Genomic DNA, 2,629 nt, shown 5'->3' on the forward strand with positions numbered 1-2,629 from the left:
TTGGTACCGTCAGATGTGTATAAGAGCCAGCCACCCCGCCCGCCGCCAGCCAGGCCACCAGCCGCCCCGGATCCAGCCACGTCTCCCCATCCACCACGTGCAGCTCACGACCGGCGAACAGACCGGCAAGCTGATTCCACGACGCGTCGAACGACACCGACGTCGTCAGCGCCACCCGCTCGATTCCCGCCAGCACCTGCCGCGCCGACCACTCGCACAAACCCACCACTCCGCGATGCGGCACCACCACCCCCTTCGGCCATCCCGTCGACCCCGACGTGTAGACCACATACGCCGCGCACTCCCCGGAGACCTCCCCCAGCCGATCATCCGGCAGGGCAGCCAGCTCCGCCTGGACCGCCGGGTCGTCCAGCACGACGACGGACGCCGCCTGTGCGGTCGCCGCCGAGGCCACCACCTCCGCCGTCCCGGCCGAGGCCAGCACCACCACCGGCGCCGCATCCGTCACCATCCAGCGCAGCCGCTCCAGCGGATACGCCGGATCCAACGCCACGTACGCGCCGCCCGCCTTCAACACCGCCAGCAACGCCACCACCAGATCCGCCCCACGCTCCAGGCAGACCCCCACCACCGATTCGGCCGCCACACCCCGCGCCACCAGCAGCCGCGCCAGCCGATTCGCCCGCTCATCCACCTCCGCGAACGACCACCGCGCTCCACCGGCCACCACCGCCACCGCCTGCGGCGCACGCGCCACCTGCGCCTCGAACAACTCCACCAACGACCCGGCACTCACCTCGGCCGACGTGTCGTTCCAGTCGCCCAGCAGCCGGCGCTCGGCCTCGTCGAGCACCTCGACATCGCTCAACCGCGTACCCGGCTCACCGCTCACCGCGTCCAACACCCGTACCAACCGCTCGACCAGCACCTCCACCGACCCGCGATCGAACACATCCGCCGCCGCCACCACCGACCCCCGCAGCCCCCCAGCGACGCCACCCGCGCCGAACACCTCACCCAACGTGAAGTCCAGGTCGAACTTGGCCGCCGACATCTCCGTCGTGACCACCGCGGACACCGCGCGGGACGGCCCGCCGGCCCTGGCTCCCGGCAGCTCCAGCACCGCCTCGCTGTGGTTCTGGACCTTGAACATCACCTGGAACAGCGGATGCCGGGCCATCGACCGCGACGGCGCCAGGTCCTCCACGAGCCGGTCGAACGGCAGCTCCTGATGCGCGAACGCGGTCCACCCCGTCTGCCGGACGCGGGAGAGCACTTCGGTGAAGGTGGGGTCGCCGGACAGGTCCGTACGCAGGACGACGTTGTTGACGAAGAACCCGACCAGGTCGTCCAGGGCGACGTCGGTACGACCGGCCACCGTCGTGCCGACGGGGACGTCCGTGCCCGCGCCCAGCCGCGACAGCAGCACGACCAGCGCGGCCTGCAACACCATGAACGTGGTCACGCCTTCGGCGCGCGCCAGTTCGACCACCCGCGCGTGCACCTCGGCCGGCACCTCGATCGGCACCGTGTGCCCGCGATGCGAGGCCACCGCGGGGCGGGGCCGGTCGTAGGGCAGGTCGAGCTCGTCCGGGATGCCGGCCAGGGCGCCGCGCCAGTAGGCGAGCTGGGTGGAGACGAGGCTGTCCGGGTCCTTCTCGTCGCCGAGCAGCTCGCGCTGCCAGAGCGTGTAGTCGGCGTACTGCACCGGCAACGGCTCCCACGCCGGAGCCGCACCCGCGCACCGCGCGGCGTACGCCACCGACACGTCCCGCGCCAGCGGCCTCATCGACCAGCCGTCGCCGGCGATGTGATGGACGACGACCACCAGCACCCGCTCATCCGCCCCGGCCTCGAACAACCAGGCCCGGATCGGCATCTCCGACGACAGGTCGAAGGCGTGCGCCGCCGCCTCGGCCACCGCCGCGGGCAGCCGGGCAGGGGCGACCTCGGTCACCGTCAGCTCCCAGGCCAGTTCGTCGGCCGCCACGATGTGCTGATAGGGCTCACCTTCCACGTCCGGGAAGGTCGTACGCAGCACCTCGTGCCGCCCGATCACATCCCGCAGCGCCAGCCCCAGCGCCTCGGCATCGACCTCACCCGAGAGCGACAGCACGACCGGCATGTTGTAGGTGGCGCTCGGCCCTTCCGACTGGGCGACGAACCACAACCGGCGCTGCGCGAACGACAACGGAATCATCAGGACTCCTTCTGGGTACGCATGGGCCGCAACGCCGGCCTCGCTGATTTGAGATCACCAAGCTGTTGTGCAAGTCCTGCGACCGTCGGCGCCTCCAGCAGGACTTTCAACGGCACTTCCACGCCGAGCACCGCCCGGATCTGGCTGACCAATCGCACCGCCAGCAGCGAATGGCCGCCGAGTGCGAAGAAGTCGTCGTCCACGCCGACGCCGTCCAGCCGGAGGACGTGCGCGAACGCCGCACACAGGAGCTCCTCTTCGCGGGTGGCCGGGGCCCGGCTGGGGGTGACGGCATATTCGGGAGCGGGCAGGGATCCGCGGTCGAGCTTGCCGTTGACGGTCACCGGCAGCTCGTCGAGTACGACCACCGCCGAGGGCACCATGTACTCCGGCAACCACGCCGCGGCGAACTCCCGCACGACATCAACCGAAATTTCGCCCGACAGCACCACATAAGCCACCAACCGC

Annotated in this window: 2 protein-coding genes; both read right to left on the minus strand. The window is 70.8% G+C overall.

Annotation, left to right across the window (positions count from 1 at the left end; translation table 11 throughout):
• Positions 1-2,161 (minus strand): condensation domain-containing protein (locus tag ETD85_RS61570; protein WP_138698981.1); only part of this gene is annotated, 2,161 nt, incomplete at its 3' end.
• Positions 2,161-2,629: phosphopantetheine-binding protein (locus ETD85_RS61575; protein ID WP_138698982.1), on the minus strand; the 469-nt coding region annotated here is incomplete at its 5' end. The genes ETD85_RS61570 and ETD85_RS61575, both read right to left, overlap by 1 nt.

Source organism: Nonomuraea zeae (assembly GCF_005889725.1).
GTDB classification, from domain to species: domain Bacteria; phylum Actinomycetota; class Actinomycetes; order Streptosporangiales; family Streptosporangiaceae; genus Nonomuraea; species Nonomuraea zeae.